Raw genomic sequence first — 24,321 nt, 5'->3', positions numbered from 1 at the left:
ACTGCGCGAGAAGTATTGCGTAAAGCGCGCAGTCATGTCACGGTGACCGCCGCGACACTTCGACCCGTACGGCCGTCATCCGGGCGCCGCACGAGTCGAGCGAGCCGGTAGCTCGCCCAGAACGTCGCTCGCCTCAGGAACGCCGAGAGGTCAACGATGACCCGTATCCCCTACGCTCCGGCCCTCAGCCGCCGGTCCGTGCTGCGCCTCGGAGCAGGCGCCTCAGCAGGTATGGCCCTCGCCCCGCTCACCGGGTGCGCGGGGCCCACCGGCGCCCCCGGGCCCGGCGCCATCAGTCTCGGGCTGAACCGCTCGCTGGTCAGCCTGGACAACAAGCTCAACCAGTTCGACGCGGCGGTGACGGTGCAGCGCGCGGTGCGCCAGGCGCTGACCCGGATCGGCAAGGGGCTCCGCCCCGAACTCGTGCTCGCCGACCGCTTCGAGATGACCGAGCCCACCGCCTGGACGGTGCGGCTCCGCGAGGGGGTCCGCTACTCCGACGGAACTCCGGTCACGGTCAAGGACGTCTCGACCGCGCTGAAGATGTACGCGCGCGTCAACGGCTCGTTCATCGTCGGCCTCTTCCCCGAGATGCCCACCGTCGAGCCGGTCGACGAGCGCACCTTCCGCCTGCACACCAAGCGCCCGGTGCCCATCCTCGACCAGCTGATGGCCAACATCCTGATCAGCCCGGCCGCCAGGAACCGGCCCGAGGAGCTGTCCGGCGGGGCGGGCTCCGGCCCGTACGTGGTCACCGCGGCCAACTCCGGCACCGGCGAGTACACCCTCGCCGTCAACCCCCGGTACTGGGGCCGCCGCCCCACCGTGGACCGGGTCCGGGTGCGCTTCGTGCCCGAGGAGTCCAGCCGTGTCGTCGCCGTGCGCAGCGGTGAGCTGGACGTCATCGACACCATCACCCCCGACTCCGCCGAGCAGCTCAAGGGCCTGCCGGGGGTGCGCCTGGACCGTACCTCGGGCACCCGCGTCAACCAGCTGTTCTTCAACTTCCGCAAGCCACGCGGACATCCGCTGGCCGACGCCCGGGTGCGCGAGGCGCTCAGCTACGCCATCGACGGCGAGGCCCTGGTGCGCGATGTGCTCACCGACTCGGCCCAGCAGGCCGAGGGCGTCGTCCCGCTCGCCCTCAAGGGGGCGGTGCGCACCGGGCGTTATGTCCACGACCCCGGCGAGGCCCGCAAGCGCCTCGCCGCGCTGGGCGCGAGCGATCTCAAGGTGAAGATCATCTGGGAGTCGGGCGAGTTCCCCGCGGACACCTCGGTGATGGAGGCCGTGCTGGAGATGTTGCGCGGGGCCGGCGTCCGCGCCAGCCTCCAGCAGTTCGAACCGGGCGGCGACATCCAGCAGTGGCGGCAGGGCCGCCGCGGCGACTGGGACGTCCTCGGCAACGGCTTCTCCGTCCCCACCGGCCACGCCTCCACCAGCCTCCAGGGCATGTACGGCGGCACTCCGGAGAAGGAGCGGAGCCGGGACACCTACCAGGGCTATGTCTTTCCCCGGATCGCCACCCGGCTGGCCGACGCCTCCGCCGAAACCGACGAGAAGACGCGGAACGAGAGGCTCGCCGCCGTCCAGAAGCAGATCTGGGACACCCGCCCCTGCCTGTGGGCCTTCGTCCCCGATGTGGTGCTGGCCCGCCGCACCCGGGTGCGTGATGTGGGCCTGCTCCAGCTCAACTCCTACGACCTCGCCGCCGTGCGTCTGGAGGGCTGAGCCGTGACGCGCTATCTGATACGCCGCCTGGGCCAGAGCGTCCTGACCGTCTTCCTGACCCTCTCCACCGTCTTCGTCCTGGTCCGCATGGCCCCCGGCGACCCCGCCGCCGCCCTGGCCGGGCCCAACCCCTCCAGCGCGGACCTCGCCCGGATCCGGGAGCAGTTCGGCCTCGACCGCGGACTGTTCACCCAGTACGGGCTCTTCCTGCGCGATCTGTTCACCGGCGACCTCGGCACCAGCTACTCCTTCCACGCGCCCGCCCTGGACGTGGTGCTGGACCGGGTGCCGTACACCATCACCCTCTCCCTGTCCGCGATCGCCCTCACCGCCGTGGTGGCCGTGCCGCTCGGCGTGTGGATGGCCCGTCGCGCCGACACCAAGCGGGAGCTGGGCGCCAATGTGCTGACCATCGCCGGGCAGTCCATGCCGGACTTCTGGATCGGCGTGATGCTGCTGACCCTCTTCGCCGTGGCCGTTCCGGTGCTGCCCGCATCCGGCTTCACCACCTGGGGCGGACTGATCCTGCCCACCGTCACCGTGGCGACCCTCCAGATGGCGCTGATCTCCCGGCTGGTCCGCCGGGAGATGGTGGCGGCCCTCGCCTCGCCGTACGTCACCGTCGCCCGCTCCCGCGGGGTCTCGAACCGCGTACTGACCTGGCGCTACGCGATGGGCAACTCCGCCATCCCGGTGCTCACCGCGCTCGGCACCCGGTTCGCCGCGATGCTCAACGGCGTCGTGGTGGTCGAGGTGGTGTTCGGCTGGCCCGGGGTCGGCTCGCTGGTCGTCCGCGCCCTGGAGACCCGCGACTATCCGCTGATCCAGGCGACCGTGCTGGTCACCGCCGCGCTGGCGGTCCTCGTCCAACTTCTCATCGACCTGGCGTACCCGCTGCTCGACCCGCGGGTACGCCTGGGAAAGGCGGCCTGAGATGCAAGGCGCCCTCGAACCCCCGGCCCCCGCGCAGGCCGGCCCCGGGACCCGCCCCAGCGCGGTCACCGCCAGGGATCTGGCCCGCGCCGCCGCCACCCGGCGCCGCCGCAGCGCGAGCCTCAAGCTGTGGACGGGCGCGGTGTGCACCCTGCTGGTCGTGGTGCCGGTGGCCCTCGCCCAGGTGCTGCCCCTGCCCGGCGCGGGCGACCAGGACCTCTCCCGGCGCCGGCTGGCCCCGCTGACCGACGGCCATCTCTTCGGCACCGACCAGCTCGGCCGCGATGTGCTCTCCCGGGTGCTGCACGGCGGCCAGGTGTCCCTGACGGTCGGGGTGCTCGCCGTCGTCGTCTCCGGCCTCATCGGCATCGTCGCGGGCGCGGCCGCCGGGTACTACGGCCGCTGGGTGGACGCCGTCGTCTCCCGGTTGCTGGAGGCCCAGATGTCGCTGCCGCTGCTGATGATGCTGCTGCTCGTCGTGGCCCTCTTCGGCCCCTCCGTCACCGTCATCACCTGTGTCATCGCCATCGCCCAGTGGCCCGAGGTGGCCCGGCTGACCCGGTCGCTGGTGCTGGTCGAGCGGGAGAAGCCGTATGTGGCCGCCGCCCAGGTGCTGGGGCTGCCCCGGATCGCCATCCTGGCCCGCCATGTCATCCCCAACATCGTCCGCCAGGCATCGCTCGTGGTCCTGCTGCTGCTCGCCCAGGCGGTGCTGCTGGAGAGCGCCCTCAGCTACCTCGGCGCGGGCCCCCAGCGGCCGTTCGCCACCTGGGGCCGGATCATCTCCGACGGCCAGGACTACATCACCACCTCCTGGTGGCTGGTGACCCTGCCCGGCCTCGTCATCGTGCTGCTGGTGGTCGGGGTCAACCTGCTGGGCGACGGACTGCGCGACCGCACCCGGCGGCGTACGACGGAGGGCTCCCGATGAGCGACGCGACGAGCGATCCGGCGAACACCCCGCTGCTGGACGTCGAGGACCTGCGGATCGAGCTGATCACCGACCGCGGTGTGGTGCGCGCGGTCGACGGGGTCGGCTTCACCATCGGCCCCGGCGAGACGGTCTCCATCATCGGCGAGTCCGGCTCCGGCAAGTCCACCACCGCGATGGGGCTGCTGCGGCTGCTGCCCGAAGGGCTCGCCGTCCTCTCCGGAACCGCCCGGATCTTCGGCGCCGACGTCATCGCCGACGCCACCGCCGCCGGGCGGATCCGCGGCCGCGGGGTCTCCCTGATCCCCCAGGACCCGATGACCGCGCTCAGCCCGGTGCACACCATCGGCCGACAGCTGGGCGAGGCAATCCGGCTGCGCCACCCGGGGATGTCCCGCGCCGACGCCCGCGCCAAGGGCGTCGAACTGCTTGGCCGGGTGCGGATCTCACGCCCCGAGAGCCGCTGGGGCGCCTACCCCCACCAGTTCTCCGGCGGCATGCTCCAGCGCGTCCTCATCGCCATCGCCCTGGCCGCCGAGCCCCGGCTGCTGGTGGCCGACGAGCCGACCTCGGCACTCGACGTCACCGTCCAGGCGGGCGTCCTCGACCTGCTGATGGAGCTCCAGGAGCGCACCGGCGTCGGCATCCTGATGATCACCCACGATCTGGGGGTGGCCCGGCTGGTCTCCGACCGCGTCCACGTCATGCGCGACGGCCGTTTCGTGGAGTCGGGACCGGTGGAACAGATCGTGGACCACCCCCGCGAGCGGTACACCCGCGATCTGCTCGCCGCCGTGCCCACCCTGGGCCCCTGGGACGAGACCCCCGCGGCCGCCGTCACCGAGGAGGCGCTGTGACCCCCACACCCCTGCTGGCCGTCGAGGACCTGGTGGTCGAATACCCGGTCGCCGACGGTGTCTTCCGCGCGGTGGACGGCGTCAGCTTCGCCGTACCGCCCGGCGGGGCGCTCGGCGTCGTCGGCGAGTCCGGCTGCGGCAAGTCCACCATCGCCCGCTCCATCGTCCGGCTGCTGCGCCCCACCCGGGGCCGGATCCTGCTCGACGGCACCGATATCGCGGGCCTGCCCGAGCGGCGGCTGCGTCCGCTGCGCAAGCGGGTGCAGATGGTCTTCCAGGATCCGTACGGCTCCCTGGACCCGCATCTGACGGCCGAGGAGATCGTGGCCGAGCCGCTGCGGCTGAACGGCATGCGCTCCGGGGCCGCACGCGCCCGCCGCGCCGCCGCCCTCATCGACCAGGTCGGGCTGCCCGCCGGTGCCCTCCAGCGCCGTCCGGCCGAGTTCTCCGGCGGCCAGCGGCAGCGGATCGGCATCGCCCGCGCCCTGGCCGGCGGCCCCGAGCTGCTGGTGTGCGACGAGGCCACCTCCGCGCTGGACGTCTCCGTACAGGCCCAGGTGCTCCAGCTGCTGCGGGAGCTCCAGACCGAACAGGGGCTCGCCTACATCGTCATCTCCCACAACCTCGGCGTGGTCCGCGAGATCAGCTCCGAGGTGGTGGTGATGCGCGCCGGGAGGATCATCGAGTCCGGGCCCACCGGCACGGTGCTCTCCGCGCCCGCCGACCCCTACACCCGGGCGCTGCGGCGGGCGGCGCTCGACCCGACGACCATGCGGGGACGCAAACCGCGTGCCCTCGTGTCCGCGATCGCGGCCGACCAGGAACCTGTCGCGGCCGACCAGGAACCAGGGGCGACGCAGTGAACGCGCACGCACATACCCACACCACCAGCCAGGCGTCTCCCGGCGGGGTCGCCCTGCCGGGCATCCCGGTGCCGCTCTCGCGGCTGGTGCTCGGCACCATGACCTTCGGTGACACGGTGGACCGGGCGGGCGCCGCCGCGATGCTGGACACCGCGCTGGACGCCGGGGTGACGGGGGTGGACACCGCGAACGCCTACGCGGGCGGCACCACCGAGACGATCCTGGCCGAGCTGCTGCCCGGCCGCCGCGACCGGATCGTGCTCGCCACCAAGGCCGGTATGCCGCACTCCGACGCCGGCGGCCACTCACCGCTGTCCGCGCGCGGAATGCGCGCGGCCCTCGACGGCAGCCTGCGCCGCCTGGGCACCGACCATGTCGACCTGTTCTATCTGCACCAGCCCGACCGGGCCACGCCGCTGGAGGAGACCCTCGGCACGGTCGCCGAGTTCGTCACCGAGGGCAAGATCCTCGCGCTCGGCGTCTCCAACTACGCCGCCTGGCAGATCGCCGAGATCACCCACACCGCCGACCGGGTCGGCGCGCCGCGCCCGGTGGTGGCCCAGCAGCTGTACAACCTGCTGGCCCGGCGGATCGAGGAGGAGTACCGGGAGTACGCGGCCACCAGCGGGCTGCGCACCATGGTCTACAACCCGCTGGGCGGCGGCTTGCTGACGGGACGTCATACCTTTGAGGAGCAGCCGGAGTCGGGGCGCTTCGGCGACTCGCGGATGGCCGAGATGTACCGGCGGCGCTACTGGGACGCCGGGCTCTTCGAGGCCGTACGGAGCCTGTCGCGGATCGCCGAGGAGGCGGGCATCCCGCTGGTCGACCTCTCGCTGCGCTGGCTGCTCGGGCGGGACGGAGCGGACGCGCTGCTGCTCGGCGGCTCCCGCGTGGAGCACCTCCGCGCCAACCTGGCCGCCGCGGCGGCGGGGCCCCTTCCGGCGGATGTGGCGGCGGCGTGCGACGAGGTGGGGGCGCGGCTGCGGGGGCCGATGCCCGCGTACAACCGGTAGACCCGTGGCTCTTTCCCCACCCCGCCCCTTCCCGAACCATGAGCTCCGCCCCTGGACCCCGAACGCCCCGTGGGGGCCTGGCTCGCGCGCCGTGGCGGCGCCGCGCCGTGCGGTGCGGGCGAGGCGGGAGCCCGAAGCGCCCCCCGGGGCGCACGGGGTTCCGGGTGGTACGGGGCCGCGTGCCGCGGGAGGGCCCTTTGCCGTGGCCGGGGCTCCGCCCCTGGACCCCGAACGCCCCGTGGGGGCCTGGCTCTCGTGCCGTGGCGGCGCCGTGCCGTGCGGTGCGGGCGAGGCGGGGGCCGGGAGGGTCCTTCGCGGGGCCCGAAGCGCCCCGCGGGTGCCCGGGGTTCCGGGTGGTGCGGGGCCGCGTGCCGCGGGAGGGCCCTTTGCCGTGGCCGGGGCTCCGCCCCTGGACCCCGGACGCCCGTCGGGCGGGCACCGCGCCCCTCGGGCCTGCTCCCGGGTGGCGGCCCGCCGTGCCGCTCGGCCGTGGACATTTCCGTATCACCACAATCATAAGGAGCACGGCGCCATGACCGCCGACCATGACACCGCGACACCGCCGACGGACGGGCGGCTCCGGGCGCGCCCGGACGATCCGGCGCGCCAGGAGGCGTTCTTGCCCGCGCCTGCCGTGCAGAACCATGCCGCCAACCTCACTGTGCTGCCCGGAGGGGACCTCGGCTGTGTGTGGTTCGGGGGTACGCAGGAGGGCGTGCCGGACATCTCCGTGTGGTTCTCGCGGCTCGCCCCGGGGGCCGGCACCTGGACCGAGCCGGTGCGGCTCTCGGACGACGACACCCGCTCGGAGCAGAACCCGCTGCTGTTCCCGACCCCGGCCGGGGAGCTGTGGTTGCTGTACACCGCCCAGCGGGCGGGCGATCAGGACACCGCCGAGGTCCGGCTGCGGGTGTCCGCCGACGCGGGCGTCACCTGGGGCGCGCCGAGGACGCTGTTCCCGGCCACCGAGGCGGGCGGGGTGTTCATCCGTCAGCCGGTGGCCGTCCTGGACTCCGGGCGGTGGCTGCTGCCGGTGTTCCACTGCGTGGCCACCCCCGGTGTCAAATGGGTCGGCGACCGCGACACCAGCGCGGTGATGATCAGCGACGACCAGGGGCGGACCTGGCGTGAGCGGCCGGTGCCGGGCTCGACCGGCTGTGTGCACATGAATGTGCACCAACTGCCGGACACCACCCTGCTGGCCCTCTTCCGCAGCCGCTGGGCGGACGCGGTGTACCGCTCGCACAGCACCGACGGCGGGGAGACCTGGAGCGAGCCGGTCCGCACCGAACTGCCCAACAACAACTCCTCCGTGCAGTACGTCCCGCTCCCCGACGGGCGGCTCGCGCTGGTCTACAACCACAGCAGCCGTGCGGACGCCACGGCCCGCCGCGTGTCCCTCTACGACGAGATCGACGACGAGGGGCGGACCGGAGAGACACCGGCCCCGGCCGCCACGCCGGACGACTCCGCACCCGGCTCCTTCTGGGGCGCGCCCCGCGCCCCGATGACCCTCGCGCTGTCCTCCGACCACGGCCTGACCTGGCCCGTACGGCGCGATCTGGACACCGGCGACGGACACTGTCTGACCAACAACTCACGCGACCGGCTCAACCGCGAGCTGTCCTACCCCACCATCCGGCAGGGCTCCGACGGCACGTTGCACATCGCCTACACCTACCACCGCCAGGCCATCAAGTACGTCCGCGTCGCACCGGATTGGGCGGCCGATGGCTGAGTCCCGCCACGCCGTGGTCACCGGCGTCAGCTCCGGTATCGGCGCCGCGATCGCCGCCCGGCTGCTGGACGAGGGGTGGCGGATCACCGGGCTCAGCCGTACGGCCCCCGCGCACACGGCTGCGCGGCTGCACTGGATTCCGGCCGATCTGTCCCGGCCGGAGGGCCTCCCCGAGGTGCTCGCCCCGGTGTCCGGGGTGGACGCGATCGTGCACGCGGCGGGCGTTCAGCGCTCGGCGCGGCTGGGGGAGCTCGACCCCGAGGACGGATCCCTCATGTGGCGGATCCATGTGCAGGCGGCGGGCGTCCTGGTGGACACGCTGGTGGACCGGGTCGCGGACGGTGGCCGGGTGGTGCTGGTGGGCAGCCGGACGATGACGGGCGTCCCCGGCAAGAGCCAGTACGCCGCCACCAAGGCGGCGCTGCCCGCGCTGGCCCGGTCCTGGGCGGCCGAGCTGGCGCCGAGGGCGGTCACGGTCAACGTGGTGGCGCCGGGGCCGACGGACACCCCCATGCTGCGGGATCCCGGCCGTAGCCGCACCCCGCCCGTGCTGCCACCGCTGGGACGGCTGGTCCGTGCGGAGGAGGTGGCGGGGCTGACGTCGTTCCTGCTGGGCCCGGAGGGTGGCGCGGTCACCGGCCAGACGCTGGTGATGTGTGCGGGCGCCTCACTCTGACGGCGGCGCGGCGTCGCCGCGGGCGAGCGCCAGCAGGCCCAGCGTGTCCCCGGGCCGGGCCTGGATCGAGGGCAGCAGCAGGGTCCACAGATCGGCCAGCCGGTCCTCGACGAGCCGCCGCCCGTCGAGCGCCTCGGAGACGGTGTGCAGCCCGAAGAAGGCGCATACGACGGTCCGGGCGGCGGGCAGCGGGTCGACGTGCGTGGCCAGATCGCCCTCGGCGCGCGCCTTCTCCATCAGCTGCCCCACCGCGTCGATCCACCCCACGAAGGGCGGTGGCATGGGGGCCTCGATCAGGGTGCGCTCGGCCCACAGCCGGGCTCCGGCCCGCACCACGATGTCATCGCGGAAGGCGCGGGCCACCGCGAAGCTGAGCCGGACGAGTTGCTCCAGGGGCGGGGTGTCGAGGGCGGCGAAGCGCTCGATCAGCGGGGGCCAGGTGGCGAAGTGCTCCTCCACCACGGCGAGGGCGAGCCTTTCCTTGCTCGTGTAATGGAAATAGATCGCGCCGCTGGTGTGGCCGGACCGGGAGGTGATGTCGCTGATGCTCGTTCCCGCGTATCCCCGTTCGTCGAAAAGGAACGCTGCGGCCTCCAGAAGGGATCGGCGTGTTTGTTCGGCCCGTTGTTGCACGTGTTCGCCGTCCTTCCCCGTCGGATGTGACGGGGAGAACTTAGCGGACTTTCGGCCTGAGATGGTGATGAGGCGAGACAGGTCAAACATTATTAGTATTTTAAGGTGATCGTTCGTGAGGCTCATGGCCTTTCGGAGCCGTCCGGTCCCGCCGGGCGGCCGCTCAGCTGGTCCCGCACGGTGGCGCGGGAGGCGGTGCACCGGGTCTCGGTGGCCGAGGTGCTGCTCACCGATGTGCGTACGCACGGTGACAACCGGTTCGAGGCCGCGGCCCAGTGGCCGAGGTCCCATCCCACCTTCCCGCACGGCGGAGACGGCCGCCATCATCCGCTGATGATCGCGGAAACCCTGCGCGAGCTGGGGATCTACATCCCCACGCGGTTCTACGCGGTGCCCGCGGGGGCGCACTTCCTGATCCGCGACATCTCCTACCGGCTGGACCCCGAGACCGAGCCCCGGGCGCCGTACGGGGCCTCCGACATCACCTGCCGGGCCGCCGTCACCGACATCCGCACCAGCCCCTGCGGACGCTTCGTCACCGGGATGCGGCTGGATGTCGTGCTGTCGGCGGGCGGCAAGCTCTTCGCATGGGCCGGGGGCACCGCGCGCTTCCTCGACGGCACCACCTACGCGGAGACCCGGGCCGCCGTCCACGGGCACACCGCGCGCCGCAGATTGCGTGCCGCCGTACGGCCCTCACCTGCGCAACTGGCCGTTCCGGCGGCCCGGGACGTCCTGGTGGTAAGGGACGGGGGAGTGGTCTACCTCGACCCCGCCGACCCCCGCCATCCGTTCTTCTTCGACCACTGGAGCGACCATATGCCGGGCCTGGTCCTGCTGGAGGGCGCCCGGCAGGCCGCGGCGCTGGCCACCGGTGGGGCGCTGACCCGGCCCGTCGCCTGTCGGATGAAGGCGATCCGCTTCACCGAGTCGTATCCGCCGGCCGTGGTCGAGTGCACCTCCCACGGCCGGACGTGTGTCTTCCGGCTGCGCCAGGCCGGTATCTGCACGGCGGTCGGCGTGCTCCAGTACCTCTGAGCGACGAACATGCCGTGCGACGAACACTATGACGACGGACAGGCTGAACGACGAACAAAACGCCGACACTGAGTAGCCTCTTGCTTACTGCGGGTCATCAAACTAACGTAGTGATCGTTATGTTTCGGGCAGGCGAATCCCACGGCCTGTACGACAACAGCGGTCGGCGCGCAGCGCCCTTACGAGCCGCCAGGACGATTTCCACCGCGCGGCTCCCGCGGGTACAGGCATCCCCTGCGCCGATTCCTCCACCTCCCATGGAACGGCAGACAGATGACAGCCGAAAAGTTTCTCGGATGGACCCCAGCCGCAATCGTCTTCGACTGTGACGGCACCCTGATGGATTCCGAACGACACTGGGAGGAGGCGCGCGAAGTGGTCCTCAGAAGCCATGGAACCGCCTCCGACGAGGAGTTCGCGCGGCGCACGAAGGGGCTCCACTACACCGAATGCGGCCGAATGCTGGCCGAGTTCGCCGGTCGCCCCGAACTTGCCGACGAAATGACCGGACAACTCCTGGACGCCTTCCGCCGGCTGGTGGCCGACGACCCGGTCACCATGCCGGGGGCGCCCCAACTGGTCGCGAAGGCGGCCACCTTCGCACCGCTGGCCGTGGCCAGCAACTGCCCGCGGGACGTCGTCGAGGACGGGCTCGCCAAGGCCGGGCTGCTGCGGTACTTCGGCCATGTGCTGGTCCCCGAGGGGGACGTACGGCCCAAACCGTATCCCGACGTCTATCTGGAGGCCGCCCGGCTGTGCGGGGCGGCCCCCGGGGACGCCCTCGCGGTGGAGGACTCCCACTGTGGGTTTCTGTCCGCCTCGCGCGCCGGCCTGAGGGTGCTCGGCGTGGGCCCGCGCAAGCCGGTGGACGAGCCCCCGCCGGTCGATGTGTGGGTCTCCACCCTCGCCGACCCGGACCTGGTCAAGTGGGCGGACTCCCGGGCGGCCTGAGGGGCTTGAGTCACGCTCACCGCCTGGTCGGCGGGCGCCGCGGTCACTTCTTCCCGTCGTGACCGGCATGGCTCGCCGAGCCGTCCATGCCGTCCATGCCGTCCATCCTGTCCATGCCGTCCATTCCGTCCCCCGTCTTGGTCCCGCCGTGGGACCCGCCGTGGGACATGGACATCCCCTTCTCGAGCGATCCGCCGATCTTCTCGCGCAGGGGCTCCAGTGAGCCCATGGACAGGCCGGTGACCGACCAGCGCTTGCCGACCAGGTACATGCCCCCGTAGTCCTTCGACGTGGTCAGCCAGTCGTGCTGGCCCTTGTCGGTGGCGAAGGTGACCATCGTGAACCGCTTCTGACCGGACCCGCAGGAGCCCTGGCGCAGCTCCTCCGCCTCGGTGACGATCGTGGCCTTGCAGCCGATGGCATCGGCGATCTTCGTCAGCGGCGCGGGCTTCCCTGGCTTGGCGAACTCCTTGGTGTCGGGGGACACCTTCTTCTGCTCGTGGCCGGCGCCATGTGTCCGATCGCCTCCACCGCAGCCGGCCAGAAACAGCAGGGCCGCGCCGACCGCGGTGGCACGGAGAGCGAGTGACACATCAACCTCCCGTAGAAAATCCGGCGGGGCGGCCCGGGGTCTGATGCCTCGGGCCACCCGCCGCGGTGGACCAAAAGTAGTGGTTGTCGCCCTTACTGGCCCGCCTTCTTGCCCTTGTCGGTGACCGCGAACCAGGTGCCCTTCACGCCCTGCCCGTTGATGTCACCGGGCTTCTTGTCCCCGGTGAAGGTGTACAGCAGCCAGCAGTCGAACGCCGCCTGCTTGGTGCCGTCGGGGCGCTTGAAGGAGGTGACCTTCGCCGCGTCGAGCCCGGCGACCTTGGTGGTGTCCACGGCCTTGACCGGCTTCCAGGTGTCCAGGCAGGCACCGAGGCAGCCGGTCTTCATCGGCCAGGCGCTGTCCTTGTTGAACCGGTAGACGGTCATGCCCTTGCCATCCACGATGATCTTGCCCAGCTCGGCGTTGTTGTTGACCATCAGCTGGAGGCTGTCGTCCGCGGCCGCGGTCTTGCCGGCCGGCTTGCCGTCGGGCGCCAGCGCGTTCCAGGTGCCGCCCACGCCCTGGCCCTTGGTGTCACCGGGCTTGTTGTCGCCCGCGAAGCGGTAGACCGGCCAGCCCGCCAGCGTCAGCTGCTTGGTGCCGTCGGAGCGGGTGACCGAGCCCAGCTTGCCGGACTCGATACCGGTGGTGGCCGCGGCGTCGTCCGCGGGCACCGCGGGCCACTTGGTGGCGCAGTCGTCGTTGCAGTTGGACTTGGCCGGCTTGGGGGTGTCCTCGTCGAACCGGTAGAGCGTCCAGCCCTTGCTGTCGGTGACGAACTTGCCCAGCTTGGCGTCCTCCTTGACCGCCAGCTGCTTCGCCGGACCGGTGCGCTCGGCCTCGCCGCCCGCGCCGGCGCCGGTGTCACCGCCCGCCTCGTACCCGCCGCCGGTACCGGCCGCGGCCCCCGCGCCCGCCGACGCGGAGGCCCCCGCGCCCACGGTCTGGCTGCCGCCCGCCGGCTGCACATTGGCGCTGCCCGCGCTGTTGTCCTTGCTGCTGCCGCAAGCCGCCGTCAGCAGAACCATCGCTACCGACACGCCGGCGAATGCGATGTGACGCCGCTTCTCCATGGCCATTCCTCTGCAATCTCGATCGGTCCGGCGGTGATTGCGCCGACGCCGGTCCATACGGAGCCCGTGCGGACCGGCGTTCAGCGGCTTGCGAATTTGTCACCGGACGCAAAATTCTCCGGATCGCTGAGCGCACAGCAGTCGACGGCCGTTTCTCACGGCCGTCGCGGTGTCGGTGGTGCGGCTGGATCGTCCCCTTACTCCTCGATTTACTCCTCGATGCGCAGCGCCAGGGCGGGGCAGCGGCGGACCGCGCGGACCGCCTGCGCCCGCAGCTGCCGGGGCACTTCCATGTTGGCCGAGGACGGATAGCCGTCGATCCCGAGCGTCAGCACCTCGGGCGGCAGGATGTCCGCGCACAGCCCATGGCCCTGGCACAGCGACCAGTCCACCAGGAGCTTCTCCATCGGCCCCCGCTGGCGGCGCTCGTCGCGCGCCGCGGGGTTCAGCGGGGCGGGCGGCAGGGCGAGCGGCAGCGCGTCCTCCGGCAGCGGCAGCACCCCCATCGTGGGCCGCCCGCAGCCGGACCCGAGCGCATGCGCCTCGAACTCCTCGGGGAACGCGTCCAGCGCGGTGGTCACGAAACCGGCGGTGCCATCGGGATGGCTGCAGGCCCCGCGCTTCTTCACCGAGTTGACGTAGGCGCGCACATTGTCGATCGAGGACTGGCCACCGCCGCGCTCCACCTGGCCGATGGCGTCCGCGATCGCGGGCAGCCCGATGAAGCAGGGCCCGCACTGACCGGCCGTCTCGGCGGCCAGCCAGCGCGCGATCCGCGCGGTCTCGCCGAGCGGGCAGGTGTTCTCGGGGATGGGCAGTACCGCACCGGCCCCCAGCCGGGCGCCGTACTTCTTCATGGACTCCCGGGAGATGGTGGCGGCGTTGATGCTCTTGGGGTCCAGCCACTTGCCGTGGTAGCCGCCCACCAGCACCGCCTGACCGGGGGTGAGGCCGCACAGCTCCAGGACGTAGGTCAGCGGCACCCCGGTGGGTGTCTCCATCACGTACTTGCCACCGACCGTCAGCAGCGTGGTGCCCGGCTCGGTGGGCAGCCCCACCGAGCGGTACGGCAGGGCGCCCATCCGGGCGGCCACCGCGAGCTGGGCGAAGGTCTCGGTGTTGGACAGCAGGGTGGGCAGTCCGCTGAGCCCGCTGTCGCTGGTCCGGATCTTCCGGCCGTTGGGGATGGCCGGGGCGCCGCTGATGCCGTTGATCACCGCGCCGCCCTCACCGGCCACGAACCGGTCCGGGGTGCGGCTCACCCCCACCGGGACACCACTGGGGCCGCGCTCGGCGATCGCGGCGGCCACGGACTCCTCGACATCCTGGCGGTGCACCGCGATGGCCACCTCCTCGGCGCCGAGCGCCTCGGCCGCCAGCACGGCGCCGTCGATCACCAGATGCGGGGTGTGCAGCAGCAGTGCGGTGTCCTTGAGGCAACTGGGTTCACCCTCGCTGCCGTTGACCACCACGGTGCAGCGGCCCTCGCGCCGGCCGGCCGACTCCACGACGGCCTGGACCTTCTTGGCGAAGGGGAAACCGGCGCCGCCGCGCCCGCGCAGATCGATGTTCTCCGCGAGCGCCACGAGCTCGTCCGCCCGGAGGGCCGGCATGGTGCCATGGACGGTCAGATGGCCGACGCGGTCGAGCCGGTACACCTCGTCGAGCCCGGCCAGCAGCCGGGGCGGATCGACACAGGCGAGCCTGGGTTTCGTCGTGATCACCGGTCCCACCCGCGAGAGGCACCGAGCGGCTGGCTGTCATACCGGCCGGGCTCGGCCGAACGGGGGCGCGGCACGGTGGGATCGGACCGCCCGGTCCGGCCCTCCTGCATGCTGCGGGCGGGCGGGTTCCTGACCTCGATGCCGTCCGCCCGGTCGATGTCCTGGCGCCGCCGCTGCACCAGCCGCAGCCACAGCGCGATGGCCACACCGGCGAGCGCCGCGATGTAGCCGTAGGTCGCCCAGATCTTGGCGGCGCGTCCCGCCTTCAGACCGTGGATCAGCGCGGCGCACCACGCGGGGTAGGCGCCCACATGCAGCGCCCGCCACCAGCGGTAGCGCCAGCGGGAGTTGCCCCTGGAGGCGAACGAGCTGCGGGCCGCACCGGTCACCGCGGCGATCACGAAGAGATAGCCGGCGATGGTGCCGAGCCCGATCAGCACCGGCTGATTTGCGTCAGCGAACGGTATCGCGATGGACGCGGTGTTGGTGTGGCTCTCCGCGACCTTGACCCAGATGTGAACGGCGAGGAAGAGCAGTCCGGCGACCGCGGCCGCCCGGTGGATGGCCTGGGCGATCAGCCGCTGTTTGGTGTGCAGGATCATCTGGTCGGTCGCGGCGAGCCCCCACAGCACCGCCGACGTCAGGCAGACCAGCGCCAGTACGCCCGCCCCGAAGTCGAGAAACACGAACATCTTCGAGAACGCGCCGGCGCTCCATGTCACGTACAGGGACAGTGCGATGGTGCCGACGATGGCATAGATCCTGATGCTGCGTGGCCATCCGATGCCGGACGGATCACGCTGCTGGGTCCGGCGAGCGGCTCGTCGTCCGCCACGAGCTCGGCGTCCCCCGTGACGCCCCTGCGAGGAGGGGAGCGGCGTTTGGGACATGGACATTGGAGCCTCCCGATCGCGCGGATTCGCGCGGGTGACGAGATACGTCAAAGTCGTCTTGGGGGCAGCAGCTTCTCGGAAGTACACCTGATCTCCATAAGATTTGTCGTAACGTGACAACTTCTAGTGGACGAACCGTGCCCACACCGTTCCCGGCTGATCCACTGTCGTCTCAATGGCAAAGAACCGGCAAAGTGTCGGGACCGGGAGGGGGCGGAGTCCTCTATGACGTAGCGGAGGACCCTCGACTCCCTGACCGGTACTGGACGAACCGGTGACGGAGGCAACCTCCACGGACCTGACCGACCCCCCAACGGCCAGGTCTCCCCCCGGCAAGAACGAGGTAATGATGGGCGAACTCGTGAACCGCATCTGGTCCCGCCCCCGTGGCGAGTGGACCCGAGTGCTGCGCAATGAACTCCCGTCCCTGGCCGACGAGGTGGTTGAGAACCTTCGGCACAGAATCCCGGGATTCGCCGAACTCCTGGAGGACTCTGAGCGAGACAAGGTCCGATGGGGAGTCGAGCAGGCTCTCCTGACCGCACTCGGCCACCGCAAGGCGGGCGAGGACGGCGCGGGCGAGCCGGCCGCCGCCTCCGGTGAGGAGGCGCTGGCCGAGGTGCCGCCCGAGCGGGCCCGGCGCGATCTGTTCGAGGCCCTCATCGGCGAGGTGGCGGTCTCCGAGCGCACCCTGGTGGAGCTCTCCCGGGCCGCCCGCTGGCCGCTTCCCGAGACGGTGCAGGCCATCGCCCTGCCCACCCCGGGCGAGGCCCCGCAGCTGGCCGCCGTGCTGGGAGACACCCTCATCGGCGCGGTCGGCGACGAGCTGTGCCTGCTGATCCCCGACCCGGACGCGGACCCGGGACCCACCCCGGACACCGGCACCGCCGCCGCCCAGGAGGGCGAGAAGGACCCGGAGCGGGAACCCACCCCGGCCGAGCCCGGCACCCGGGCGGCGCTGGAGACCGCGCTGCGCGGCCGTACCGCGGCCGTGGGCCATGTGGTGCCGCTCAACGACGCGGCCTCCTCGCTGCGTTGGGCCCGGCGCCTGCTGACCCTGGCGCCCGCCCGCTCCGGCCCCGAGGCCCGGGTGCTCTTCGTCGACGACCATCTGTCGATGCTGCTGCTCCTGCAGGACGAGTCGCTGGTCCGGGCGCTGGCCGCCCGGTGGCTCAAGCCGCTGGTCGGGCTGACCCCCCGGCAGAGCGAGCGCCTGCAGATGACGCTGCTGGCCTGGCTGGAGGGCGGTGGCGCCCCCGAGGCGGCCAAGGCCCTCAAGGTGCACCCGCAGACCGTGCGATACCGGCTGCGCCAGATCGAGAAGCTCTTCGGGCCCGGCCTCCGGGACCCCCGAATACGCTTCGAGCTGGAGATGGCGCTGCGCGGCCGCAGGCTGATGGCGCAGGTGGACCGGATACGGCGGCACGCGTCCCGGGTGAGTCGCCGGACCCGTACCGGCGCGCCCCCCGGTGTCCGGCCGCTGGGCATCGCCAGGGAGGCGCGCGTCAACGGACTCTGACCAGGACTTACGCCAACAGGAGGCGAACCGCCGGCCGCGCTCACGCGGTCGGCGGTTTTCGCTGCTCCTGGCGGCTCGGGGAGCCCGCCGGGACCGCCGGAACGGGGCGGCTCAGCCCCTCGCCCCGGCGGGTGCCGCCGTACGCGGGGCCGTGCGCATCGCGGCGTTCAGGCCGAGGAGTTCGCGGTAGGCGTGGGAGCAGAAGGCGCATTCGGCGAGATGGCGCGCGAGTGCCCGGCCGCGCACCCCGCCGCGGCGCACCGAGGCGCCGAGCCGGCCGCTGTAGTGCCGGCACCGGTCGTCGCGTGCCGACTCCAGATGGGCCCGCAGATACGACTCCCGCAGCCCCTCCCGGGCCCGGAAGGCAAGCGAGGTCACCCCGCTGGGGGAGATGCCGAGGACCATGGCCACCCGGTGCGGGGGTTCCTCCTCGACGAGGGTCAGCCACAGCACGGTCTGCCAGCGTTCGGGGAGTCCCCGGAAGCTGCGGATGAGCGAGCGGCGGTCCTCCCGGGCCACCAGATGCTGCTGGGGGTCGGCCGTGGACGCGTGCTGCCGCCAGGACTCGAAGTCGGCGGTGAGCAGCACCCGGCGCTCCCCGGCGCTCCACTCCATCGCCGTATGGCGCACCACGGTGAGCAGATACGGCCGCCAGGGGCCCCGCGGACCGCCCCCGGCGCGAACGGCCTGGAAGGTGCGGAAGAACGCCTCGGAGGCCAGATCCTCGGCGTCGTGGGGGTCACGGCAGCAGGTCCGGGCGTAGCGAAGGGTCGCCGGGTGGTGGCGGCGGTAGAGCAGGTCGGCCGCGGCCGGACTGCTGCTGCCCGACCGGTAGCCCTCCCCCAACTGCCGGGTGAGCTCCTGGTCCGAGGGGGGACGGACCGGTCGGTCGGTATGTTCCGGCCCCGGGAACCCCTCGGCGTCCGGGTGCTCCACCGCCGGAGGGTCGGTGGCCGCCTCGTCGTCCGCGGCCTGGTGTAAGTGCCCGGTGACAGCGCGGCGCGCGCCGGCCTTCCGGCCGACGCGCGCCTGGTGAGTGTGTTCCATCAGCCGCACTGCTTGCCGCTGTTGATGCAGTCCACCGCCTCGTTCATCAGGTCCTCCGACATCACGTTGATGAAGTCGTCGTGGTCCGTGATGGGCTTGTGCAACTGCTCGGGGAAGCCGTCCACGGCGAACGGGGTGTTGGCCGGCACGTCGTAGGTGATGGTGTTCACCAGCTGGGGGATGGCCTTGAAGCCGTTGGGGCAGGAGCCGTCCTCGCCCGCGAACGCCACATGGTCACGGTGGTTGGCGCTGTCGATGTTCTGGCCGTCCCAGCAGCTCTGGAAGTCGAAGGTCCGGGTGACCGAGCTGCCCTCGGGGCAGAGCGGGTACTTGTCGGTCAGCTGACGGTCCTCGAAGCCGGTGCAGCTCCAGGAGGCGTTGGCGTTCTTGTCGCCGTTGGTGAACGCCTTGGCGTCACCGGTGATGATGCGCAGGAACTTCGGCATCGCCGTGACCTTGCTCTGCGCGTTGCCCTTGAACTCGATCTTGGAGCTCTTGGGGGTCAGGATCGTGCCGACGTTGCCCTCCTGGCCGCCGCCGAGCTGGTCGGCGTCCGCCTCGTCCTTGCCGTCCTGGGCGCGGACCACGGGCCAGTAGTAGGTCGACTTGTCGTCCTGGTTCTCGCAGGAGGTGCCGCCCTGCTCGAAGGTCTGGTTGTTGGCGAAGGCGTCGTTCTTGTCGCTGCCGACGTAGTCGTGCATGTGGTGGGCGCCGTTGCCGACACCGGGCGCGACGATGACGTTGTCACTGTTGCGCAGCCCGGGGTCGCCGACTCCGCACTCCGAGGAGAAGGTGCCGGCGGAGCCGTTCCCCTGGGCCTCCGGCGGCTGCTGGACGTTCGGCTGCACCTTGGTGATGTCGACGAAGTCGTCCTGCGCCGGGCCGTTGCCGGCCTGGCCGCCGGCGTTGCCGGGCACCTCGTTGGCGCCCTCGCCGCCCTGCTGGTCGCCACCTTGCTGGTCGCCGCCCTGCTGACCGCCCTGCTGGTCGCCGCCTTGCTGGTCGCCGCCTTGCTGCTGACCGCCCTGCTGGTCGCCGCCCTGCTGCTGACCGTCCTGGCCCTGGCCGGCCTGGTTGGCGACCTCCTGCCACTTGCAGTCGGCCATGCCCTGCAGCTGGGAGTTGTCGCCGCCCATGGCCGAGCCGATGTTGTTCAGCGTCTGGGAGCGGTCGTCGTTGAGCTTGGAGAGCACGGCGTCGTTCGAACCCTGCTGCTGGTTCATCTGCTGGTACGCCTTGGCCACCTGGTTGTCCAGCTCGGCCAGGTTCTTGTCGACCTCGGGCCTGGCCTTCGACGGCACGTCACTCAGCTGCTGCCCCACATCGGGGCACTGGATCGTCCCCGCCTTCGCGGCCACGGTGTTGTTCTGGTCGGAGCCGCTCTTGTCGCCGTGGGCGGACGCGTTGGCGGCGATGATCGCGGCCCCGCCGCCACCGAGCGCCAGCGCGGCGACGATGGCGACGGTCTTGTTCGTGAACCGCCCGCGTTTGTGGGTCTGTTGCCTCATGAGATCACTTCACTTAGTCGTTAGAGGGCGTCGAAGTCGACAAGCCCGGTGTCCTCGAGGACCGTGATGTGGTCGAGAACGATGGCATTGGCCCTGGTGGCCAGAGATCTGACCATGGAGTTGCGGCTCTCGGCTCGCACTTGCGCCACAAGGTTGAACACCTTGCCGTGAGCGGCGCGCAACCGGTTTGCGAAAACCCGCTCGAACTCGGCGCTGCTGCCGGCATTGGTCATCTCATTCAGCCAGCCCTGCTGCTGTGCGTTGGGCTGACTGGGCAGCTGGATTCCGAGGGCCCGGCCGACCTCCTCGGAGCGGCGGTCGAGTTCGGTGTGTCCCTCGATGAGATGCTCACCGGCGGTCTTCACGGCGTCCCGGCCGCCACGCTCCTGGGCGAGGCGCCCGGCGGGCCCCTCCCACGTTCCGGCGAGCCTGACTTTGCGGACAAAGTCCCGGTCAGTGGCCGTGAGCGGACCGTACTGGGTGCTGACCGTCCCACCGCCGTCGTCCGTGACGCCATTGCGCGGCTGAGCCACGCTGCTCTCACCGAACAACGACACCGGAATGAGGATCGCCGCCAGGGTGACGGCGAGCGCCCCGATGATGAGCCCGGTGCCGATGGTACGGCTGGAGGCGATGGATCTGGTGAGGATTGCTGATGGCACAGCGCCCTCCTTGGTTCGGAGTGACACCGGACGCTAGTACCTGGTGTGGCTCGGTCGTGGAGACCTCATCACTAGTGAATAAAGCCGGGACAGAGATCATTACCTGCTGGTACCCTGCGCGGCCGCCCTCCGGAGGGCGCTCACAAAGATTTTTCCCACCCGGTTGAGCAACTCACCGGGCCCGTACGTACGGCAGGGAGAACCCGGTGCACGGCCGCGCCCGAGCGGCCCGGCCGCACACCGTCCCGACGATCCGGAGGCGCCCCGCCGTGGATGCGACAGCGCGGAAGACCACGCACACCAGGCCCCGTCATCCGCTCAGAGCCGAGGCCGGATGCGGCGACTGCCGGTACTGCCCCAGTTTGCCGTCGAGGACCCGGGCATCGGGGTGGTTCAGCTCCTGGAGAATTTCCAGGGCCCGCCGCCAGTCGGTGCGGGCGGTGGCCACATCGCCCTGGGCCAACCGGGTGTCCCCCTGGTGGTGCAGGGTGTCGGCCTCCAGATACCGGTCGCTGATCTCGCGGTAGATGGCGAGCGCCCGGCCGTATGAGGTGAGGGCCTGCTCATACCGTCCGAGGTGGTGGTACGCGTACCCCAGGCTGTCCAGCGCGGCGGCCTCGCCGGACGCGTCGCCGATCCGCCGGTGCAGTTCGACCGCCTCCCGGCAGCGGGCCAGGGCGTGTTCGTACTCACCGAGCAGGATATGGGTCCAGCCGATCTCGTTGAGCACGCTGGCCTGTCCGCTGATGTGGTCCAGGGCGACATAGTGGCCGAGCGCGGGCCGGTAGTGGTCCAGCGCCTCCTGGTAGCGGCCCTGACAGTTGGCCAGGAAGGCCAGGGCGCGCAGGGTGCGGGACTGCCCGCCCCGCTCGCCGAGCTCCGTGAACAGCTCCAGCGCCCGCTCGAGATGGCCGTACGCCTCCTCGTACCGGCCCAGCCGTCCCTCGGCGAAGCCCAGGGTGCGGTGGCTGTGCGCCTGGCCGAGCCGATCGGACAGGGCCCGTGCCGCCCCCAGCGCGGTGCGCTGGACGGCGGTCTGCTCCTGCCAGTGGCCGCGCCGGTCCAGGAAGAGCTCCAGTGTCACGGCCAACTGCCAGGCGTGGGCCGGGAATCCGTGGTCCCGTGCCTGCTCGACGACCGACAGCAGTACGCGGCGCTCGGCCGAGAGCCATGCCTCGGCGCGCTCCTGGCCACCGAGGTGCTCGGGCGCCGCGTCGGGCCGGGCCGGGGACACGGGCAGCGGTTCGGTCCGGTGCGGGGCGAGCCGCGTGGCGGCGGTGCGCGCGGTGTGCAGATAGTGGTCGAACATCCGGTGCCGGGCGTCCTGGCGGATCTCCTCCGCCTCATGGTCCTGGACCAGCTCCATGGCGTACGCCCGCAGCAGATCGTGGAAGGTGTAGCGGCCCGGGTCGTGCTCCACCAGCAGATGGGCGCGGGTGAGCGCGGCCAGCAGGGCCCGGGTGACCCGGAGCGGCAGCCCGGCCAGGCTCGCGGCCGCCGCGGTGGAGACCTCGGGCCCCGGGTGCAGGGCGAGCAGCCGGAACAGCCGGGCGGCCTCCGGCTCCAGCGCCCGGTAGGACCAGGAGAAGACGCTCCGCGCGTCGGTGCTCGGATCGGCGCCCGCGAACGCGTCGAGGTTGCCCTGGCTCTCGCGCAACTCGGCGGCGACAGAAGAAAGGGGAAAGGAAGGACGGGTCGCGGCGCGGGCGGCCACCACCGCCAGCGCGAGCGGCAGCCGCCCGCACAGCCGGATGATGGTCGCCACCGCCTGCGGCTCCGCGGCGACCCGGTCCGTGCCCAGCCGCCGGACGAGTGCCTCATGGGACTCGGCCGGGGACAGCGGCCCCAGAGTAAGAGGACGGGCCCCCTCGCCCGCTATCAGACCGTGCAGCTGATTGCGGCTGGTGACGATGGTCAGACAGCCGGGGGAACCGGGCAGCAGCGGCCGTACGTGCTGGGAGTCCACCACATTGTCCAGCAGGACCAGCATCCGCCGCCCCGCCAGCAGACTGCGGTACAGCGCGGTCTTGGCGTCCAGACCCGTGGGCACCCGGCTCGGCGGGATCCCCAGCGCGTGGAGGAATCCGCGCAGCGCCTCGTTCGGCGACATCATCGAACCGGTCGGATCGAAGCCGCGCAGATTGGCGTAGAGCTGTCCGTCCGGGAAGCGGTGGGCGATCCGATGGGCCCAGTGCACGGCCAGCGCGGTCTTGCCGATCCCGGCCATCCCGTCGATCGCGCTGATCACCAGCGGGGCCGGTGAGGCGATCCCGGAGCCCTCGGGCAGCAGGGCGTGGATACCGGCGAGTTCGCTGTGACGTCCGCTGAACGCGGGCAGATCGGGCGGCAGTTGAGCCGGGCGGACTGCCGGGGCGGGCGGCGTCGCCGGAGGGGTGGGCTGGACCGGCTCGGCGGGGGCCGGGGTCGACCGGGGCACCACCTCGCGGTGGGCGGCGCGCAATTCCGGGCCGGGCGCCACCCCGAGCTGGTCCGCCAGCCGGTTCCGCGCCGTGGAGAAGACCTCCAGGGCCTCGGCCCGCCGTCCGGTGGTGGCGAGCACCCGGATCAGCTGGGCCTGCAGAGTCTCGTCCAGCGCGTGGTGGCCGGCGAACTGCTGGAGCACGGTGGGCAGTTGCTCCGGGACCTCGGAGGCCAGCGCCGTGGTGGCGGCCTCCTTGGCGATGGCCAGAAGTTCACGGTCGACACCGGAGAAGACGGGATGGGTCTGGATGTCGGAGGGGACTCCGGTGGCGGTCGGCCCCTGCCACAGGGCGAGCGCCCGGGTGAAGAGCTCGGCCCCCCGCTCCGGCTGCCCCTCGGCGGCGGTGCGCCGCGCCGATTCGCTCAGGTGCCGGAAGCGCAGCAGATCCAGCGCGTCCGGGTCGGCGTTCAGCCGGTAGCCGCCGGAGCTGCGCACCAGCCGGCTGCCCTCCGCCCGCGCCGCCAGGCCCGGTTCCAGCAGCCGGCGCACCGAGCCCACATGGCGGTGCACCACATTCACCGCGGTACTCGGCGGATCCTGTGCCCACAGGACGTCGACGATCTCGCTGAGGGCCACCGGCTGCCCTGCCCGCACCAGCAACAGCGCCAGCAGCGCTCGCTGTTTGGGCGGGCCCAGCTCCAGTTCGGCGTCCTCGCGCCACGCCCTGACCGGGCCTAACACCGTAAATCGCACAACTAGGGATCTTAGTCGAGCCCGTTTCGGGCACCGTGCTCTTCCGGCCGTGGTGTGTCGTCAGACTTTCGTCACTCAATCGGCGTCCCCCTTCTTTTACGCTCCCGCCATCAACACATTCGCCTCGGGGGGAACGGGACGATGGACATCAACGCGGCCGTCATGACCGACGCCGACACTTTCTTGACCACGCTGTACCGGCGCCATGGCTCGGCGCTGCTCCGGCTGGCGGCCCGATTACTGGGCGGGGACTGGCACCGGGCCCAGGACATCGTGCAGGAGGTGGCGATCCGGGCCTGGCAGCGGCCGATGGACGTCGGCCCCATGGACGCCACCGCCCGCCACCGGCTGTTCACGGTGGTGGACGATCTGGTCGGCGACCTGGTCCGCGACGCGCACCAGGACCAGGTGGAACCGCGGATGGACATGGCCGGTGAGGCCGATATGGCGATGCCGGCCGCGCCGGACGCGGTCGATCAGACGCTCACCGCCCGGGTGGTGTGGGACGCCCTGGCGGACCTGGCACCCCCGCAGCGGGAGGTGCTGCTGCAGCTGCACTATCTGGACCGCAGCGTGAGCCAGGCGGCCCGGGTGCTCGGGGTGCCTCCCGGAACCGTCAAGTCGCGGACGTACTACGCGACTCGGGCGCTGCGGTCGGCCCTGCGGGCGCGGGGGATCACCGACTGCTGACTGCCCCGGTCACCCGACGACTGCTTTCTGATCGAATGATCGCTACTATGGCGGTGTTTCGATATGAAGAC

Annotated in this window: 21 protein-coding genes; 12 read left to right on the top strand and 9 right to left on the bottom strand. The window is 71.7% G+C overall.

The features are described from left to right. Positions 1 to 156: 156 nt before the first annotated feature. The 8 genes from J2Z30_RS17820 to J2Z30_RS17785 all read left to right on the top strand — a co-directional run bounded on the left by J2Z30_RS17820 (position 157) and on the right by J2Z30_RS17785 (position 8,745). The gene (locus J2Z30_RS17820; RefSeq protein WP_044568082.1) at positions 157 to 1,731 is read left to right on the top strand and encodes an ABC transporter substrate-binding protein; all 1,575 of its coding nucleotides are present in this window, start codon (positions 157 to 159) and stop codon (positions 1,729 to 1,731) included. A gap of 3 nt (positions 1,732 to 1,734) precedes the next feature. After that, positions 1,735 to 2,664, top strand: coding sequence for an ABC transporter permease (locus J2Z30_RS17815; RefSeq protein ID WP_044568081.1), 930 nt, complete (start codon positions 1,735 to 1,737; stop codon positions 2,662 to 2,664). Between the two features lies 1 nt (position 2,665). Next, complete coding sequence (locus J2Z30_RS17810; protein ID WP_044568079.1) at positions 2,666 to 3,595, top strand: ABC transporter permease; 930 nt, start codon at positions 2,666 to 2,668, stop codon at positions 3,593 to 3,595. Next, positions 3,592 to 4,452, top strand: a complete 861-nt coding sequence (locus J2Z30_RS17805) for an ABC transporter ATP-binding protein (protein ID WP_052701218.1) — start codon at positions 3,592 to 3,594, stop codon at positions 4,450 to 4,452. Before J2Z30_RS17810 ends, J2Z30_RS17805 begins: the two co-directional genes overlap by 4 nt. Next, complete coding sequence (locus J2Z30_RS17800) at positions 4,449 to 5,315, top strand: ATP-binding cassette domain-containing protein (RefSeq protein ID WP_052701217.1); 867 nt, start codon at positions 4,449 to 4,451, stop codon at positions 5,313 to 5,315. Before J2Z30_RS17805 ends, J2Z30_RS17800 begins: the two co-directional genes overlap by 4 nt. Then, complete coding sequence (locus J2Z30_RS17795) at positions 5,312 to 6,331, top strand: aldo/keto reductase (protein ID WP_044568078.1); 1,020 nt, start codon at positions 5,312 to 5,314, stop codon at positions 6,329 to 6,331. Before J2Z30_RS17800 ends, J2Z30_RS17795 begins: the two co-directional genes overlap by 4 nt. Positions 6,332 to 6,863: 532 nt before the next feature. Beyond that, positions 6,864 to 8,069, top strand: coding sequence for a sialidase family protein (locus J2Z30_RS17790; RefSeq protein ID WP_044568077.1), 1,206 nt, complete (start codon positions 6,864 to 6,866; stop codon positions 8,067 to 8,069). Next, entirely contained in the window at positions 8,062 to 8,745 is a 684-nt protein-coding gene (locus J2Z30_RS17785; RefSeq protein WP_044568076.1) for an SDR family NAD(P)-dependent oxidoreductase, read from the top strand. Before J2Z30_RS17790 ends, J2Z30_RS17785 begins: the two co-directional genes overlap by 8 nt. Here J2Z30_RS17785 and J2Z30_RS17780 read toward each other — a convergent pair. Beyond that, the gene (locus J2Z30_RS17780) at positions 8,737 to 9,378 is read right to left on the bottom strand and encodes a ScbR family autoregulator-binding transcription factor (protein WP_044568075.1); all 642 of its coding nucleotides are present in this window, start codon (positions 9,376 to 9,378) and stop codon (positions 8,737 to 8,739) included. The two genes, J2Z30_RS17785 and J2Z30_RS17780, sit on opposite strands and share 9 nt — an antisense overlap. A gap of 105 nt (positions 9,379 to 9,483) precedes the next feature. Here J2Z30_RS17780 and J2Z30_RS17775 point away from each other — a divergent pair, with 105 nt between their 5' ends. Both J2Z30_RS17775 and J2Z30_RS17770 read left to right on the top strand, forming a co-directional pair. Further along, on the top strand, positions 9,484 to 10,416 hold the full coding sequence (locus J2Z30_RS17775; RefSeq protein WP_044568073.1) for a ScbA/BarX family gamma-butyrolactone biosynthesis protein: 933 nt from the start codon (positions 9,484 to 9,486) through the stop codon (positions 10,414 to 10,416). A gap of 273 nt (positions 10,417 to 10,689) precedes the next feature. Beyond that, positions 10,690 to 11,367: an HAD family hydrolase gene (locus J2Z30_RS17770; RefSeq protein WP_044568072.1), complete on the top strand. Its 678-nt coding sequence runs from the start codon at positions 10,690 to 10,692 to the stop codon at positions 11,365 to 11,367. 43 nt (positions 11,368 to 11,410) lie between these two features. Here J2Z30_RS17770 and J2Z30_RS17765 read toward each other — a convergent pair whose 3' ends face one another. The 4 genes from J2Z30_RS17765 to J2Z30_RS17750 form a co-directional block, all read right to left on the bottom strand. Next, entirely contained in the window at positions 11,411 to 11,959 is a 549-nt protein-coding gene (locus tag J2Z30_RS17765) for a hypothetical protein (RefSeq protein WP_044568071.1), read from the bottom strand. Positions 11,960 to 12,051: 92 nt separating this feature from the next. After that, positions 12,052 to 13,032, bottom strand: coding sequence for an SCO0930 family lipoprotein (locus J2Z30_RS17760; protein WP_044580976.1), 981 nt, complete (start codon positions 13,030 to 13,032; stop codon positions 12,052 to 12,054). Positions 13,033 to 13,241: 209 nt separating this feature from the next. Continuing rightward, on the bottom strand, positions 13,242 to 14,756 hold the full coding sequence (locus tag J2Z30_RS17755; protein WP_052702012.1) for an NADH-quinone oxidoreductase subunit NuoF family protein: 1,515 nt from the start codon (positions 14,754 to 14,756) through the stop codon (positions 13,242 to 13,244). Further along, a complete protein-coding gene (locus J2Z30_RS17750) occupies positions 14,753 to 15,478 on the bottom strand; it encodes a ferric reductase-like transmembrane domain-containing protein (RefSeq protein ID WP_308279950.1) in 726 nt (241 codons plus the stop codon). The genes J2Z30_RS17755 and J2Z30_RS17750 overlap by 4 nt, the downstream gene beginning before the upstream one ends. A 517-nt stretch (positions 15,479 to 15,995) precedes the next feature. On the opposite strand from J2Z30_RS17750, the gene J2Z30_RS17745 reads away from it, so the two are divergent. Beyond that, positions 15,996 to 17,168: a PucR family transcriptional regulator gene (locus tag J2Z30_RS17745; RefSeq protein ID WP_078956490.1), complete on the top strand. Its 1,173-nt coding sequence runs from the start codon at positions 15,996 to 15,998 to the stop codon at positions 17,166 to 17,168. Between the two features lie 111 nt (positions 17,169 to 17,279). On the opposite strand, the gene J2Z30_RS17740 is transcribed toward J2Z30_RS17745, so the two are convergent. The 4 genes from J2Z30_RS17740 to J2Z30_RS17725 form a co-directional block, all read right to left on the bottom strand. After that, complete coding sequence (locus J2Z30_RS17740; protein WP_044580974.1) at positions 17,280 to 18,215, bottom strand: RNA polymerase sigma factor; 936 nt, start codon at positions 18,213 to 18,215, stop codon at positions 17,280 to 17,282. Further along, entirely contained in the window at positions 18,215 to 19,723 is a 1,509-nt protein-coding gene (locus J2Z30_RS17735; protein WP_044568067.1) for a DUF1996 domain-containing protein, read from the bottom strand. The genes J2Z30_RS17740 and J2Z30_RS17735 overlap by 1 nt, the downstream gene beginning before the upstream one ends. 20 nt (positions 19,724 to 19,743) lie before the next feature. Further along, complete coding sequence (locus J2Z30_RS17730; protein ID WP_044568066.1) at positions 19,744 to 20,385, bottom strand: DUF4142 domain-containing protein; 642 nt, start codon at positions 20,383 to 20,385, stop codon at positions 19,744 to 19,746. Between the two features lie 310 nt (positions 20,386 to 20,695). Next, positions 20,696 to 23,560, bottom strand: coding sequence for an AfsR/SARP family transcriptional regulator (locus tag J2Z30_RS17725; protein ID WP_044568065.1), 2,865 nt, complete (start codon positions 23,558 to 23,560; stop codon positions 20,696 to 20,698). Positions 23,561 to 23,701: 141 nt separating this feature from the next. Between J2Z30_RS17725 and J2Z30_RS17720 the strand changes: the two genes are divergently transcribed. Continuing rightward, positions 23,702 to 24,250, top strand: coding sequence for a sigma-70 family RNA polymerase sigma factor (locus tag J2Z30_RS17720; protein WP_044568064.1), 549 nt, complete (start codon positions 23,702 to 23,704; stop codon positions 24,248 to 24,250). The last annotated feature ends 71 nt before the right edge of the window (positions 24,251 to 24,321 follow it).

The organism is Streptomyces iranensis (assembly GCF_017874715.1).
In the GTDB taxonomy this organism is placed as follows: Bacteria; Actinomycetota; Actinomycetes; order Streptomycetales; family Streptomycetaceae; genus Streptomyces; species Streptomyces iranensis.
Note: the sequence above shows the minus strand (reverse complement) of the source record. Positions and strands in the feature narration are given on the sequence as shown.